This is a genomic window from Stenotrophomonas sp. STEN035 (assembly GCF_056759935.1).
In genome coordinates this window covers 23,903-39,093 of record NZ_JBRRDY010000001.1, presented here as the reverse complement: position 1 = coordinate 39,093, position 15,191 = coordinate 23,903, and the positions used below count along the sequence as shown (strand labels likewise).

General features: G+C 64.2%; 12 protein-coding genes. 3 read left to right on the top strand and 9 right to left on the bottom strand.

What is annotated here, in order from left to right:
- Nucleotides 1–53: 53 nt before the first annotated feature.
- The 4 genes from ACVOLL_RS00150 to pilG are packed head-to-tail and all read right to left on the bottom strand — an operon-like array spanning nucleotide 54 to nucleotide 3,444.
- Nucleotides 54–2,090 (bottom strand): methyl-accepting chemotaxis protein, encoded by a 2,037-nt coding sequence (locus ACVOLL_RS00150; RefSeq protein WP_481511008.1) that lies wholly within the window; start codon nucleotides 2,088–2,090, stop codon nucleotides 54–56.
- Nucleotides 2,091–2,130: 40 nt separating this feature from the next.
- Nucleotides 2,131–2,661, bottom strand: a complete 531-nt coding sequence (locus tag ACVOLL_RS00145) for a chemotaxis protein CheW (RefSeq protein WP_282271121.1) — start codon at nucleotides 2,659–2,661, stop codon at nucleotides 2,131–2,133.
- On the bottom strand, nucleotides 2,661–3,023 hold the full coding sequence (locus ACVOLL_RS00140) for a response regulator (RefSeq protein WP_282271119.1): 363 nt from the start codon (nucleotides 3,021–3,023) through the stop codon (nucleotides 2,661–2,663). Before ACVOLL_RS00140 ends, ACVOLL_RS00145 begins: the two co-directional genes overlap by 1 nt.
- Before the next feature lie 19 nt (nucleotides 3,024–3,042).
- Nucleotides 3,043–3,444, bottom strand: coding sequence for a twitching motility response regulator PilG (gene pilG, locus ACVOLL_RS00135; protein ID WP_057628851.1), 402 nt, complete (start codon nucleotides 3,442–3,444; stop codon nucleotides 3,043–3,045).
- 240 nt (nucleotides 3,445–3,684) lie between these two features.
- Between pilG and gshB the strand changes: the two genes are divergently transcribed.
- Nucleotides 3,685–4,632 (top strand): glutathione synthase, encoded by a 948-nt coding sequence (gene gshB / locus ACVOLL_RS00130; protein ID WP_481511007.1) that lies wholly within the window; start codon nucleotides 3,685–3,687, stop codon nucleotides 4,630–4,632.
- Nucleotides 4,632–5,522: an energy transducer TonB gene (locus ACVOLL_RS00125; protein ID WP_481511006.1), complete on the top strand. Its 891-nt coding sequence runs from the start codon at nucleotides 4,632–4,634 to the stop codon at nucleotides 5,520–5,522. Before gshB ends, ACVOLL_RS00125 begins: the two co-directional genes overlap by 1 nt.
- A gap of 123 nt (nucleotides 5,523–5,645) precedes the next feature.
- Here the strand turns inward: ACVOLL_RS00125 and tsaB are convergent, their stop codons facing one another.
- From tsaB to mrcB, 4 genes are all read right to left on the bottom strand, one after another.
- Complete coding sequence (gene tsaB / locus ACVOLL_RS00120) at nucleotides 5,646–6,353, bottom strand: tRNA (adenosine(37)-N6)-threonylcarbamoyltransferase complex dimerization subunit type 1 TsaB (protein ID WP_481511005.1); 708 nt, start codon at nucleotides 6,351–6,353, stop codon at nucleotides 5,646–5,648.
- A gap of 9 nt (nucleotides 6,354–6,362) precedes the next feature.
- On the bottom strand, nucleotides 6,363–8,459 hold the full coding sequence (yoaA, locus tag ACVOLL_RS00115) for a DNA repair helicase YoaA (protein WP_481511004.1): 2,097 nt from the start codon (nucleotides 8,457–8,459) through the stop codon (nucleotides 6,363–6,365).
- A gap of 139 nt (nucleotides 8,460–8,598) precedes the next feature.
- Nucleotides 8,599–9,132 carry a hypothetical protein gene (locus ACVOLL_RS00110; protein WP_481511003.1) on the bottom strand — a complete coding sequence of 178 codons (534 nt, stop codon included), beginning with the start codon at nucleotides 9,130–9,132 and terminating at the stop codon, nucleotides 8,599–8,601.
- Between the two features lie 8 nt (nucleotides 9,133–9,140).
- The gene (gene mrcB / locus ACVOLL_RS00105) at nucleotides 9,141–11,567 is read right to left on the bottom strand and encodes a penicillin-binding protein 1B (protein ID WP_481511002.1); all 2,427 of its coding nucleotides are present in this window, start codon (nucleotides 11,565–11,567) and stop codon (nucleotides 9,141–9,143) included.
- A 96-nt stretch (nucleotides 11,568–11,663) separates the two neighbouring features.
- On the opposite strand from mrcB, the gene ACVOLL_RS00100 reads away from it, so the two are divergent.
- Nucleotides 11,664–13,766, top strand: a complete 2,103-nt coding sequence (locus tag ACVOLL_RS00100) for a glycosyltransferase (protein ID WP_481511001.1) — start codon at nucleotides 11,664–11,666, stop codon at nucleotides 13,764–13,766.
- Nucleotides 13,767–13,884: 118 nt separating this feature from the next.
- Here the strand turns inward: ACVOLL_RS00100 and glyA are convergent, their stop codons facing one another.
- Nucleotides 13,885–15,150: a serine hydroxymethyltransferase gene (glyA, locus tag ACVOLL_RS00095; protein ID WP_481511000.1), complete on the bottom strand. Its 1,266-nt coding sequence runs from the start codon at nucleotides 15,148–15,150 to the stop codon at nucleotides 13,885–13,887.
- Nucleotides 15,151–15,191 lie beyond the last annotated feature (41 nt).

The following is a 15,191-nucleotide window of genomic DNA, read 5'->3' as shown; positions in this document are numbered from 1 at the left end:
TGTGACGAAACTTCATCTGCTGATTCCTCTGCATCCCCGCCCGATCAGTCCGTTCAGGCCGGCAACTTGAAGTCGGCCACCGAACGGCGCAGCTCTGCCGCCAACTGGTTCAACTGCCCCAGCGAGTCGGCGGTCTGCCCGGCGCCCTGCGAGGTCTGGCCGGTAATCTGCCGGATCACGCCCATCGTCTGGGTGATGTCGGTAGCTGCCGAGGCCTGCTGGTTGGCGGCGATGGAGATGCTCTTAATCAAGTTGTTGAGTGCGTTGGACACGCGCTCGATTTCGGTCAGCGCGGTACCGGCGTCTTCGGCCAGACGCGCACCGGACACCACTTCGGCGGTGGTCTGTTCCATCGAGGTAACCGCTTCGTTGGTATCGGCCTGAATCGCCTGCACCAGACCTTCGATTCGACGGGTTGCACCGGAGGTACGTTCTGCCAGGCGCTGCACTTCGTCGGCCACCACGGCGAAACCGCGACCGGCTTCACCGGCCGAGGCTGCCTGCACGGCCGCGTTCAATGCCAGGATGTTGGTCTGCTCGGAAATGTCGTTGATCAGTTCCACGATCGAGCCGATTTCCTGCGAGGACTCACCCAGGCGCTTGATGCGCTTGGAGGTTTCCTGGATCTGGTCGCGGATCTGGTCCATGCCCTGAATGGTCTGGCGCACGACGCCCGCGCCTTCGGTTGCGATGACCACCGAGCGCTGTGCCACCTCCGCCGATTCGGTCGAGTTGCGCGACACCTGCTCAATGGAGGTGGCGATTTCGCCGATACGGTCCGAGGCGCTGGTGATCTCGTCGGCCTGGTGGCCTGCGGCTTCTGCCAGCTGCATTGCGGTTGCCTGGGTTTCCTGTGCCGACACCGCCACCTTCGAGGAGATGTCGTTGATGGTGGTTACCAGGTGGCGCAGTTCGTCCACGGCGTAATTGATAGCGTCGGCGATGGCGCCGGTCATATCCTCGGTCACCGAGGCCTTTACCGTCAGGTCACCTTCACCGAGCGAGCTGATTTCGTCCAGCAGACGCATAATCGCCTGCTGGTTGCGGCTGTTGAACTCCACCTGGGTCTGGTAACGCACGTCCTGCTCACGCGAACGAGTGCGCACCGTACTCCAGACGAAGCCAATGATCGACAGCACCGACAGGCCGCCGAAGATCACGCTCCACCAGAAGTTCGGGAAAATGCGGGTATCGCGGGCCGAACCGAAGGCCGAGAACGCGTCGAACAGCTTGCGGCTGCTCTGCAGCATCTTGTCCGAGCCGGTCGCCAGCGCGGCCGCCGAGGACTGCGCAGCAAACAGGTTGCGCGAGCTGGCCAGAATGGCGTCAGCGTCCTTCTTCATCTTTGCCCACTGGTTGGCCGACTGCTCCAGCGCAACCTGTGCATTGGCATTGCGCACGGCGGCAATGCCCAATTCCTCATTACCGTTGCGCAGGCCTTCCAGCACCTGGGTGAACACCACCATGTCGCGTGCCAGCGCGTCGCCAGCGCCACTTGCGCCAGCACCACCAGCGCGGATTTCGGTTACGCGGCGGGCCATGGTGCCAACCACCACCACCTGCTGCAGGCCGTTGTAGACCTGCGAAGACTGGGCACCACCGGCGGTCATTGCCCGCACCACTTCGTTCAACTGTGCCTGCAGCTGCGGCACCGCGCCGACGAAGGCATCGGCATTACCGGCCAGGGCCAGCACGGCTGGCTCGGAAGCGACGATCTGCTCGGCGTTCTTGGACAGTGGTTTCCAAGTATCGACCAGCGCGCTCAGCGGGCCAGACACGCCAGTCTCATTGCCGTAACGGCCCTGCAACTCGCTGACCGTACTTTCCACCTTGCTGCGCGTGTCCTTGAACGCTGCGTAGCTTTCGCGGCTACCGGCCACGGCTTCACGGCCCTGGTTGGCCAGCTGCTGTGACAGTACCTGCAGATCGGCGGCACCGGTACTGGCGCCAGCCAGTCGACTGCCCTGCCAGGTGGCCACGCCGGTGTTGGCACCGAACACGACCATCGAGAGCACCAACAAGCCCAACCAGAAGTTGGTGCTTACGTTGCCAAGCTTGCCAGCCTTGGCGGCTTCAGGAGCAGTACTCATCGTTCGACCTCGGTCTCAATACGAAGAGGCAAGCGCGCCGTCAGGCGGCCGCTTGCCGGAATTCAGGAGTGCGGGAAAGCAGCGACAGCGAAAACACGCCCCAGTCACGGCCTTCATCATGGAAGGCGCGTTCAACGAAATGCGCGTAGCGGCCCTGGGCGATATCACCGGCCGGCACCTGCATCGGTGCCTCGAAGCTGCGCTGGCCATACAACTCGTCGATCACCAGCGCCACGTCACCGCCGCTCTGGCGCATGATCAGCACGCGCTGGCCTTCCTGTGGCGGCGTACGCTCACCTTCCAGGAAGTTTTTCAGGTCCACCACAGGGAACAGGTTGCCGCGCAGGTTGCCCACGCCCAGCAACCACGGTTGCGCGCCGGGAACCGGCGTGACCGGCGGCATCGGCACGATTTCCACCACTTCGCGGAAGTCCGAGACCAGATGCCGGCTGCCAACGCGGTACCCCACGCCACGCCAGACATCCTGCGAAAAGCTGCGCTCGGGCAGCTGTACCGCGTGCGCCAGACTGCGGCGTTCGTAGGCTTCAAGGATGTCGAATGGAGAACGCATCAACCCACCAGTTTGTTGATCCGCGCGATCAGATCATCCTCGCGCGGCGGCTTGACGATGTAATCGCTGGCGCCTTGACGCATGCCCCAGGCCTTGTCGGTTTCCATACCCTTGGTGCTGACGATCAGCACCGGGATGGCACGCGTGGACTCGTCGCGCGACAGCGCGCGGGTTGCCTGGAAACCGCTCATCCCCGGCAGCACTACGTCCATCAGCACCAGTTGCGGAGCCTGCTCACGGGCAATCTGCAGGCCGTCCTCGGCATTGTCAGCCGACAACACCTCGTGCCCAGCCTTGAGCAACCACTGTGTAAACACCGCCCTGTCGGTCGGTGAGTCCTCGATCAAAAGAATTCGAGCCATTTTGTGCCTTTCCCCCTGGTCAGGCGTTGACGTATGTGCGGATGGCACCTAGTAGTTCGTCGCGGGTAAATGGCTTGGTGAGGTATTGCTCGGAACCGACAATGCGGCCACGGGCTTTATCGAACAGGCCATCCTTGGATGACAGCATGATCACCGGCGTCGACTTGAACAGTTGGTTGCCCTTGATCAGCGCACAGGTCTGATAGCCATCCAACCGCGGCATCATGATGTCGACGAAGATGATCTGCGGTTGCTGGTCGGCGATCTTGGCCAATGCCTCGAAGCCGTCAGTGGCGGTCACCACTTCACAACCTTCACGCTTGAGCAGTGTTTCAGCCGTACGTCGGATCGTCTTCGAATCATCGATGACCATCACCTTCAGCCCTGCGAGTTCCCCACCCGCAGCCATGTTTTCAACCATTTTTGATCCCCGAACGCGCGACCGATACCGAGTGCGATATTGCCGCGAAAGCGCATCTATATCCCAGCCCAGCCGCGAACTGTCAAGCGATGTCCGCAGGACTTGGCTGATCCCCAATGTAATGTGACTCAGTTCTCAATAAAAGCGCAGCACCATTCAGCCTCAGCGTTCCGCTTTCCGCGCTGTGCGGCCCCGCCCTGAACGGCTAACATCGTCGACCAGATCTGCTGGATTCAAGTCATGCCTTTAGACGTCATCGTGGTGATGGACCCCATCGCCGACATCAAGATCGCCAAGGACACCACCTTCGCCATGCTGCTGGAAGCCCAGCGTCGTGGTCACCGGCTGCACTATGTGCGCCCCGGCGGGCTGTCCCTGCACGGTGGCCAGGCCCAGGCCGAGGTTGCCCCGCTGCAGGTACGCGACGACAAGGCCGGCTGGTTCAGCCTGGGCGAGTTCGCCCCGCTGGCATTCGGCCCGGGGCAGATCGTGCTGATGCGCAAGGACCCGCCATTCGATGGCGAGTATCTGTATGACACCCACATCCTCAGCGTCGCCCAGCAGGCCAGCGCCACCGTGGTCAACGACCCGCAGGGGCTGCGTGACTTCAACGAGAAGCTGGCCGCACTGCTGTTCCCGCAGTGCTGCCCGCCGACCCTGGTCAGCCGCAACGCGCGCGAACTCAAGGCCTTCGTGCTTGAACACGGCCAGGCCGTGCTGAAGCCGCTGGACGGCATGGGCGGGCGCTCGATCTTCCGCAGTGGCACCGGCGACCCCAATCTCAACGTGATCCTGGAGACGCTGACCGATGGCGGCCAGCATTTGGCCCTGGCGCAGCGCTTCATCCCCGACATCAGCGCTGGCGACAAGCGCATCCTGCTGATCGATGGTGTACCGGTGGACTATTGCCTGGCGCGCATCCCGCAGGGCGACGAATTCCGCGGCAACCTGGCCGCTGGCGGCCGCGGCGAAGGCCGCCCCTTGAGCGAACGCGACCGCTGGATTGCTGCTCAGGTCGGCCCGGAAATGAAGCGTCGCGGCATGCGTTTCGTTGGCCTGGATGTGATTGGTGACTACCTGACCGAGGTCAACGTCACCAGCCCCACCTGCGTACGTGAGCTCGATGCCCAGTTCGGCCTGAACATCGCCGGCCAGTTGTTTGATGCCATCGAGGCTGGCCTGGTCTGATGTATTCCCAGCCTGACGTATTGCCCGCGGCACCGCGGGTCAGCGAGCAACAACGGCTGACCGCCACCTTGGTGCTGTCGACGCTCGTGCACGGCCTGCTGATCCTCGGAGTGGGCTTTGCAGTCAGCGACAACGCACCGCTGGTACCGACGCTGGATGTGATCTTCAGCCAGACCAGCACGCCGCTGACGCCCAAGCAGGCCGATTTCCTGGCCCAGGCCAACCAGCAGGGCGGCGGCGACCACGACAAGGCCCAGCGCCCACGCGATTCCCAGGCCGGCATCGTGCCGCAGTTGCAGAACGGGCTGGCACCGGTACCGCTACAGGCGCAGAGCGCGGCAGCGCCGCCGCCACCGCAGGCGCGCATCATCACCAGCACCCAGGGCAAGGACCCGGTTGCGATCGCGCAGACCCAGCCGCTGCCGGATCGCCCCGATGCCAACGCGCCGATGAGTGCACGCGAACAACGTGATGCAGCAATGGCGCGGCTGGCGGCCGAGGTACATCTGCGTTCAGAGCAGTACGCCAAGCGCCCCAACCGCAAATTCGTCTCGGCCAGCACCCGTGAGTACGCCTACGCGAACTATCTGCGCGCCTGGGTCGACCGCGCCGAGCGCGTTGGCAACCTGAATTACCCCGACGAAGCGCGCCAGCGCCGGCTTGCCGGCCAGGTGGTGATCACCGTCGGCGTGCGTCGCGACGGCAGCGTAGAGAGCAGCCGCGTCCTGCGCAGCAGCGGCGTGCCCTTGCTGGATGCCACCGCCCTGCGCGTGATCGAGCAGGCACAGCCGTTCCCGGCATTGCCTGAGACCAAGGACGACATTGACATTTTGCAGGTCACCCGCACCTGGATGTTCCTGCCCGGCGGGCAGCTTCACGACGATCGCTGAGCCGGAATTTTGTAGGAGCGGCGTAAGCCGCGAAGCTCGTACATTCCCAGATCGCAATCAGGCCGGTAGTTCAGACAACACCGGCTTCGCGGCTTACGCCGCTCCTACAAAACCCGTCAAGATTCAGCGCTTGGAATCGCGCAACGCCTGCTGTTCGATCAGGGTCAGCGCGACGTTGTCGCGCAGGTAGGCAGGCTGCACCAGCTCAGGAGCGATGGCTTCGCCGCGCAGCATCGCCGGTACCGCGATCTTCAGCACGTCGGCGGCGCTGGGCAGGGCCTGTGCATCCACGCTGCTCAGGCGAGATTGCAGGCGCGTGCTCAACACGCCCTCGCCCGCCGCGAAGCCAGTACCAACACCGGCCCAGGTGCTGCCATCGGCTGGCAGCTGCACGGCATCCGGCGCGACCAACAGCTCACGCTCCTGCAACTGCAGCTCGCCATCGGCATCGCGCAGATAGCGCGCTGCATACAACTCACCCATGCGTGCATCGATGCAGGCCAATACGCGCGGTGCGTCTGCCGGTGCACGCAGTGCCAAGGTCTGCAGGGTCGATACCGGCAGCAAGGGCCGGTCCAATGCCAAGGCAATGCCCTGCGCGATCGCAATTGCCAAACGCACACCTGTGAAAGCACCCGGCCCGCGGCTCAGCGCGATGGCATCCAACTCGCTCCGGGCGACACCGGCTTCAGCCAGCAGCTGCTCGGCCCACGGCAGGCTCAATTCGGCGTGCCGGCGCGGCGCGACTTCAAACCGTTCCAATACCTGCCCATCCACATAGAGGGCGACGGAACAGGCTTCGGTGGCGGTTTCAAAGGCAAGCAGCTTCATGGCATCACATCAGGAAAGGGAAAACGGCGGCGCTTCAGAGTCAGCGTCGGCCGAGGCCGGCGCGCTGGCGGAATCCGCCTCCGGCGCCCATTGTCGCGCAAAGAAGGCCTGCACATCGGCCAGTGCGCGGGTACGGCGGAATGGAGGCAGTGAATCCAGGAAGATCCGGCCGTAGCCGCGCGACAGCAGGCGCGGGTCGCACAGCACCAGCACGCCGCGATCGGTCTCGCTGCGGATCAGCCGGCCAACGCCCTGCTTGAGCGCGATTACCGCCTGCGGCAGCTGCTCATCGCGGAACGGATTGCCGCCCTGGCGGCGGATCGCATCCAGCCGCGCTTCGAACACCGGATCATCAGGAGCAGCGAACGGCAGCTTGTCGATCACCACCACGCTCAGCGCATCACCAACCACATCCACGCCTTCACGGAAGCTGGCCGCGCCCAGCAGCACACCATTGCCCGACTCACGAAAGCGCTGCAGCAGGCTGGCGCGTGGCGCCTCGCCCTGCACGAACAGCGGCCAAGGGCCGTCGCGCAGCGCATCGGCGGCCTCGCGCAGCGCGCGGTGCGAGGCAAACAACAGGAATGCCCTGCCCTGCGACGCTTCCAGCACCGGCCGCAAGGTGGCGATCAAGGCCGCGCCATAACCACGCGCAGCCGGATCGGGCAGCTGCTGCGGCAGATAGCACAGTGCCTGCTGCTGCCAATCGAAGGGACTGGGCTGCACCAACGTATCCGGATCATCCAGGCCCAAGCGCTTGGACAGATGCTCGAAGCCACCATCCACGGTCAAGGTGGCCGAGGTGAACACCCACGCCGCCATCGAGCGCAGTCGGTGCTCGCGCAACGGGCCGGATACGTCCATCGGCGTGCGCTGACAGCGGAAACCGCGCGGGGTCAGCTCGTACCACAGCACATCATTGCCATCATCGACAGGGAACAGCGAATCGTTGGCCGCCGGCGCGACACCATTTTCCGCGGCGACCACAACCTCATCGATATCCCACGCATCGACCGCGCCACTGTCACCGTCATCCAACCAGCGCGACAGACGCGACACACCTTCCAGCGCGCGTGCGTGGCAAGCATCCAGTCCGGGTGAGGCCTCGCGCACAACGCTCAATGCATCGCGCAGCTGCGCCATCGCCGCAGCAACCGCGTCAAAACCCTCAGCCACCGCAGGCACTGCCAGGGCGCGCCAGCGGGTGCCGCGTTGCGGCAGCTTTTCCATCGCCTCGCGCAGTTCGCGCAGTGCCAGCTCAAGCGTCGCCACGGGTTGTTGCAGGGAGGCCTGCGCGCCAGCGACGCTGCGGCATTCGGCCATGCAGTCGCGCGCCAGTTCCTGCCACGGGCGCATGCCGAAGCCTTCACCGAAGAAGTTGGCCGCAAGTTCGGGCAATTGGTGCGCCTCGTCGATGACGAAGGCCTGCGCACCGGGCAGGATTTCGCCGAAGCCTTCCTGCTTCAGCGCCAGGTCGGCGAGCAGCAGGTGATGATTGACCACCACCAGATCCGCCTCCTGTGCCCGCTGCCGAGCCTGCACCACGAAACAGTCGCCCCAGAACGGGCAATCGGTTCCCAGGCAGTTGTCCACCGTCGAGGTGACCATCGGCAGCAAGGGCGAATCGTCGGCCAACCCGTCCAACTCGGCCATATCGCCGTATTGGGTGCGACCGGACCAGGTGAGGATGCGTTGGAACTGCGCTACCTGCTCGGTCGAGGTGAAACGCGGCTCACCGCGTGCCTGATCCAAGCGATAGCGACATAGGTAATTCGCGCGGCCCTTCAGCAGAGCGGATCGATGCCCGACACCCAATGCGGCGCGCACGCGCGGCAGATCACGGTGGTAAAGCTGGTCCTGCAGCGCGCGGGTGCCGGTGGAGACGATGGTCTTCAAACCGGACAGCAAGGCCGGTACCAGATAGGCGTAGGTCTTGCCGGTTCCGGTACCGGCTTCGGCCAGCAGCACATCGCGCTGCTGGAAGGTCTCGGCGATCGCGCCAGTCAAACGCAGCTGCGCGGGACGCGGCACAAAGGCATCGAGCTGACGCGCAAGCGCGCCACCTTCACTGAGTGCTTCGCAGCTGGCGGTGACTAGGGAGGACATGACTCAAGCGCTGGGAATGGTGAATCGAGAATGGAAGTAAGCCGCAATCGGAACCTTGATCGCACCATGGCAATGACGGAGTACATCTTCGCCCGGTAATCAGGCTCACCCACTCCCTATTCCCTATTCCCGGCACAAATCAAAAGCGCTTGATCCCCGGCACCGTGCAGCCTTCAATCTGCGCATGCGCGGAAACGGCATTCTCTTTTTCGGCACGGGCCAGACGCGATTGTTCGATGGTGGCCCAGTGGCGACGGCACAGCGGACCAGTGCGCGAGCCCAGGTCCAGCGCCTTCCTGGCCAAGGTCTCGGCGCGCTGCCAGTCGGCCTGCAACAGCGCCACATCAGCACGCTCCTGCAGGATGCCCGGGTCATCGGTTACCTGCAGCAGTGCTTCGTTCAGAGCTTCCGCCGCGCCGGCCAGATCGGCGGCCTTGCGCTTGACGATCGCGGTCTGGCGCAGATCTTCGACCTGCGCATCGCGCAGTGGCTGTACCGTCAATTCAGTGTCGTCGACACCGGCGATGGCATCGACCGCAGCCAAACGCTGGGCCGGCGTGGCGTTGTCAACCGCCGCCGGCTTTGCCGCCGGTGGTGCGCTGACGCAGCCTGCAAGTGACAGAGAAGCTGCAGCAGCAAGCAGCGCGTAGCGAATCAAAGACTTGGTATTCATGGGCGGGATTATCGCGCAGGCGTCTGCGCAGCGGGGGCCGCAGCCGGTTCAGGTTCCTTGCGGTCCAGCCCCAACCAACCACGCCAACCGCCGCCGGACTGCTCCTGCGCCCCCTCGGCCCCCTCCTCCAGCGGCACTTCCGCCGGCACTGCACAAGGCACGTACTGCGGCGCGTAGCCAACCACGAACGGGAAGCGGCGCGCGCCCGGGCAGGATTCGTCGGTGGCATTGCTGCCTGCCGCTTCCACGTACTGCCAGTCCAGCCCCTTGTTGTTCACGTGCAGGGCTTTGCTGGGCAGGTTTCGGAATATCCCCGACCACACCCGCATCGCGCCGGAAGCACCAAACAAACCGGTCTGCTCGTTCTGGTCGTTGCCCATCCAGATCACCGCCAGATGATCGCCGGTATAACCGGCATACCAGCTGTCGCGGCCGTCGTTGGAGGTACCGGTCTTGCCAGCGGCCTGCAGCCGCGACAGTCCATCGGCGTTCAAACCGGAGGCAGTACCGCTGGAGACCACTTGTTGCAGGCCGACGCTGATCAGGTTGGCAGCGATCGAGTCGCCTTCCTGTGCCGGTGCCGGGCTCTTGTCATAGCGCTTGAGCAGCTTGCCCTGCGCATCGACCACGCCACGCACCGCATGCAGCGGCTGGATTTCACCACCGGAGGCAAGGAACTGGTACAGCTGGGTCATGCCGTAGGGACTCTGGTCGGTGGAACCGAGAATCACCGCCGGATTGGACTCGGCCTTGAGCCCGGCCAACACATTCATCAGTTGGGTCAGCCGTTCCGGACCAACCTGCATGCCAACGCGCACCGTGGCCTGGTTGTAAGAGCGGGCCAAGGCATCAATCAAGCGCACCGTGCCGTGACTGCGATTGTCGGCATTGCCCGGCGTCCAGTTGCGGCCGCGGCTGAGCTTGACGGTCACCGGTGAGTCATCGACCCAGCTGGCCAGCGAGTAGCGATCCGGCTGCGCCAATGCCAGCAGGTAAACAAAAGGCTTGAGCAGCGAACCAACCTGCCGCTGGGCGTCGATGGCGCGGTTGAAGCCCGGTTCGGACACATCACGGCTGCCGACCACGGCCAGCACGTCACCGTTGTGCACGTCGGTCACCACCAGGCCGGTCTGCAGCTCCGGGCGACGCTTGTTTTCCAGCGCCTTGATGGTGTGCGCCACCGCGCCCTCGGCATAGGCCTGGGCCGATGGCGACATGCCGGTGAAGACATTCAGACCCGCACCCTGCAGCACGCTTTCCGGGTAGTCATTGCCCAACTGGCGACGTACCAGATCGACATAGGCCGGGAAGCGGTTGGCGGCAGCGATACCTGCCGACTTGGATACACCCAGCGGCGCCTTGAGCGCACGCTGATACTCGGCATCGTCAATCAATTTGTTTTCGTGCAGCTTGCCCAGCACGAAGTTGCGGCGGTCCAGCGCGTTCTCCGGGTTGCGCCGCGGGTCGTAGAACGACGGGCCTTTGACCAGGCCGATCAGCAGCGCGATCTGCTCGCTGCTCAGCGAGTTGAGGTCACGGCCAAACCAGAACTCGGCACCGGACGACACCCCATGGATAGCCTGCTTGCCGCGCTGGCCCAGATAAACCTGGTTGAGGTAGGCCTCAAGGATGGTGGACTTGTCGTAGCGCGCTTCCATGATCAGCGCGTACAGCACCTCGTTGAACTTGCGGGTGATAGTCTGTTCCTTGCCGATGCCGAGCAGGCCGCTACGAGCCAACTGCTGGGTCAAGGTGCTGGCGCCCTGCTTGGTCTCACCGCCGGTACGGATGGTCACCCACACAGCGCGCGCGATACCGCTCAAATCGATGCCGTGATGACGAGCGAAGTCCTTGTCCTCCACCGCCTGCAGGCCGGTGACCAGCAGCTCGGGAACTTCAGCCACCCGCACCAGCCGGCGCTCTTCCTGCTTCTGCCCGTACAAGGTGGCGATACGTGCCGGGTCCAGGCGCGCGGCCTTCAGCGCCTTGCGGCTGCTGGCATCGCGCAATGAAGCCACCTGCCCGCCGGAAACCACCACATCCACCTTGCGGGCGGCGACATTGCCATCAACGTCGACATAGCCGCGGCTGGAAATACTGAAGCTGCCGCCCTGCGCCTTATAGGTGCCGGGGCTGTTGCCAGCGCCGTCATCACGGTAGCCGGAGGCCGCCAGCTCGGTCTTCAGCGTATTGGCGTTCATCGCCGTGCCCGGGCTGAGCACCAGCGGCCGCGCATAGACGCGGGTCGGGATCTGCCAACGCAGCTCACCAAAACGCTGGCTGACCTGACTGTTCAGGTACAACGTATAGGGGATCATGAAGCCCAGCCCCAATGCGGCTGCGGCCAATCCCCAGGTGATCAAGCGGCTCCGCCACACAGGGCTGTTGCCGTCGGTATCGTCGTCGAACTGGTCGGAATCGTGGCGTCGTGGCACAGGGATGCGAGAATGTGGTTTGTAATGAGTCTAACGCAGCCGCATCGCCGGGGGCGTTGACTGTCAGTCCCCTGCTTAAGCTGGAGTTCCAAAGGAATGTCGATTTCGCTGGCCGATGCGCGCTACGCCGTCAATCGCATCATCGGTCTGGTCCGTCGGGGCCTGGCCAGCCTGCGCACCCGTGGCTGGCGGGCCACCCTGCACCGGGTTGGCGTGCATACCCGCCGGCAACCGCCCGCTCAGCGTGAACCGCTGTACTTCCCCGCCAGCGCCCCGTTTGCGCCGTTCAGTGTGCCCAGCAGCGAGCGTCCAACGGCCAGCATCGTCATTCCGGTCTACAACCATTGCGCACATACGCTGGCCTGCCTGCGCGCTCTGGCCGCGCATCCGCCCGCCGCCAGCTGCGAGATCCTGGTGATCGACGACGGCAGCAGCGACAGCACCCGCGCCTGGATGCAGCAGATCGATGGTCTGCGCTACCACCTGCGGGCGCACAACGGCGGCTTCATTGCCGCCTGCAACGACGGTTTGCGGCTGAGTCGCGGCGACTACGTGGTGCTGCTCAACAACGACACCATTCCCCAGCCCGGTTGGCTGGATGCACTACTGGAGACCTTCGCCCGCGTGCCCGAAGCCGGCCTGATCGGTGCCCAGCTGCTGTATCCGGATGGTCGCCTGCAGGAATCCGGCGGCGTGGTCTTCGCCGACGGCAGCTGCTGGAGCTACGGCCGCTTTGAATCGGCCGAAGATCCACGCTACAGCGCGCTGCGTGATGCCGACTATTGTTCCGGCGCAGTCTTGGCTATCCCGCGGCTCCTGTTTGAAGAGCTGGGCGGCCTGGACAGCATCTATGCACCTGCCTACTACGAAGACACCGATCTGGCCTTCAAGGTGCGCGCCGCTGGACGCCGCGTACTGGTACAACCTGCCAGCCGCGTCGTGCACGACGAAGGCACCAGCAATGGCACCGACACCAGCACGGGGGTCAAGGCCTACCAGGTCCGCAATCAAGCGGTGTTCGCCAAGGTCTGGCAGGACGCGCTTGCAGCGCAGCCGGCAGTAGGCAGCGTACCGTCGCCTGCCCTGCTGCATCGCCAGCAGCGCCAGATCCTGATCATCGATGAGTGCCTGCCACAGCCCGACCGCGACTCGGCCTCGCTGCGCCAGTTCAACCTGATCCGCATGCTGCTGGCAGAAGGTGCGCATGTGGTGTTCCTGCCCACCCGCGGCGAACCCGCCGGCCCAGCCAGCGAAGCCCTGCAGGCCATGGGCGTCGAAGTCTGGCATGCCCCCTTCCTCGACCGGGTCGGCAGCTGGCTGCGCGACAACGGCAAGCGCTTCGCCGTGGTCATGCTGGTCCGCTACCACGTTGCCAATGAGTGCCTGCCCTTGCTGAAGCAGTTTGCTCCGCAGGCGCGCACGGTTTTTGACACCGTCGACCTGCACTACCTGCGTGAACGCCGCGGCGCCGAACTGGCCCGGGACCAGCGCCTGCTGCGCAGCGCCGAACGCACCCGCGCCAGCGAACTGGCGGTGATGGCGGCCACCGATGTGACCTTGCTGGTCAGCGCTGCCGAAAAAGAACAGCTGGCGACCGACGCACCGCAGGTCCGGGTTGAGCTGATCTCCAACCTGCACGAAGTTGCAGGCGCTGGCAAAAGCTGGGCACAGCGGCATGACCTGGTCTTCGTCGGCGGCTTCCGCCATCCGCCGAATCTGGATGCGATGACCTGGTTCATCGGCGAAGTATTCCCGCTGATCCATGCCCAGCGTCCGGAAATCCAATTCCACTGTATCGGCGCCGACGTGCCCGATAGCATCCATGCGCTGGCCGCCGGCAGCCCCGGCGTACAGGTGCATGGCTATGTGCCGGATGTAGTGCCGTTCATGACCGGCATGCGCGTTGCGGTGGCGCCGCTGCGCTTTGGCGCCGGGGTGAAGGGCAAGGTCAACCTGAGCATGGCCCACGGCCAGCCGGTTGTTGCCACCACCTGTGGCGTGGAAGGCATGCATCTGCATGATGGAAATGACGTATTGGTCGCTGACGGCAGCCAGGCCTTCGCCGCTTCGGTACTGCGTCTGTATGACGACGCCGCGCTATGGCAGCGCCTGTCGGATAACGGCCTGGCCAATATCGCCAGACACTTCTCGATGGATGCGGCGCGTCAGGCCGTACAGCGGGTGTTCTTCACTCCATAAAGCACGCTGCACATTCAACTTCGAAAAACGTAAGCGTGCGCACGCAGATTGCGGCGCACGCTTCACGATCGACCGCGCTCAACTGTCGCGTAATCGACGATGAGTACAGCTACCGCCCTCAGCGATACACCGGATAGCGCCGACATAGCGCCGACACCTGCTCGCGCACCTCGCCGGCCACCTCGTCAAGCCTGCCTGCTTCCAAGCCGTCGAGCACGTCTGCAAGCAGATCGGCCAACTGTTCGCATTCGGTGGTGCCAAAGCCACGCGTGGTCACCGCGGGGGTGCCGATACGCACGCCTGAGGTCACGAATGGCGGACGCGGGTCGTTGGGTACCGAATTCTTGTTGGTGGTAATCCAGGCACGGGCCAGTGCGGCATCCGCTTCCTTGCCGGTGAACGGCTTGCTGGACAGGTCGATCAGCATCAGGTGGTTGTCGGTGCCGCCCGATACGATGCGGTAACCACGCTGCTGCAACACCGCCGCCATCGCCCGTGCATTGGCTATCACCTGTCGCTGGTAGATTTTGAACTCCGGCTGCAACGCTTCCTTGAAGGCGATCGCCTTGGCCGCGATCACATGCATCAGTGGCCCGCCCTGGATGCCCGGAAATACAGCTGAGTCCAGCCGCTTGTTGAAATCCGCATCCTGTCCCTTGCTGAGGATGATGCCACCACGCGGCCCGCGCAGGGTCTTGTGGGTGGTACTGGTCACCACGTGTGCGTGCGGCAGCGGGTCCGGATACTCGCCGGCCGCAACCAGCCCGGCCACATGCGCCATATCCACCCACAACAGTGCACCGACCTTGTCGGCAATTGCGCGCATGCGCGTCCAGTCCTTGTGTCGCGAATATGCCGAGAAGCCACCGATCAGCAGCTTGGGCCGGCTCTCCATTGCGATCCGTTCCATCTCGTCGTAGTCGATCAGGCCGCTGCGCGGGTCAAGCCCGTACGGCACGATGCGGTAGTGACGACCGGAAAAATTGGACGGATTGCCGTGGGTCAGATGTCCGCCCTGCGCCAGGTTCATGCCCATCACCGTGTCACCCGGATTGGCCAGTGCCAGGAACACCGCCGCATTGGCCTGGGCCCCGGCATGTGGCTGCACATTGGCGTAGTCGCAATTGAACAGCTGCTTGACCCGCTCCAACGCCAGCCGCTCGGCCACGTCCACGTTCTCGCAGCCGCTGTAATAGCGCTTGCCGGGGTAGCCCTCGGCATACTTGTTGGTGAACACCGAATCCTGGATGGCCATCACCAGCGGACTGGCATAGTTCTCCGAGGCAATCAGCTCGACGTGATCGTGCTGACGTTGCTGTTCGGCCCGCAACGCCGACGCCAGCTCCGGATCGAAGTCGGCCAGATCGTTGGATGTGTCATACATGGCGATTACTCCTGTGCTTGATGTGTTTCTTGGAATGCGCT